We start from the raw sequence: 518 nt of genomic DNA, 5'->3' as shown, positions 1-518 counted from the left end.
AAAATAAAAAAATTCGCCGCTGAACACGGCGACAAACGCCAATTCATGGGAGCGATGGCCTCTACTGTCACAGACGATTCCAACAGAAACTACGCTCTAAAAAAAGGGCTTTTTGTTATTGAGCCAAAAGGCGAAGATGTCAGGGTTTTTAAGCCGGAGGGGGAACCGAGGGTTTGGTAGTTACAAAAGAAAAATGAAAAGGGAAAAGAGAAAAAAGTAAGAAGGGTGCGCTCCGCTCATAAGTTGCGCTAATCCTTCTTGCTTTTACTTTTTACGAAAGACCTCACACAAAGAACACGCAAACGTACCTGTCACCGCTTTTTCATAGTGTCGTTATGCGACATTTGAACGCTAGGGGTGGTGCAGTGTAGGTAGTGGATATTATGTAGTATATAGCGGGTAGAGAGCAAAGTTCGCAAGATCAGCGTGGTATTATCAGGCGCAGCTGACGAACAACAATACTAACCACTACATACTACCCACTACCCAACCTGAAACGCCGAGAGAGGGGACAATCG

General features: G+C 45.0%; 1 pseudogene. It reads left to right on the top strand.

The features are described from left to right. Window positions 1–180 (top strand): annotated as a pseudogene (locus ACYVRA_RS08495) (hypothetical protein); the annotation flags it as partial. Window positions 181–518: the final 338 nt, after the last annotated feature.

It is taken from the genome of Treponema sp. R8-4-B8 (assembly GCF_054786175.1).
The sequence above is the reverse complement of the archived record's forward strand: the minus strand, read 5'-3'. Positions and strand labels throughout refer to the sequence as shown.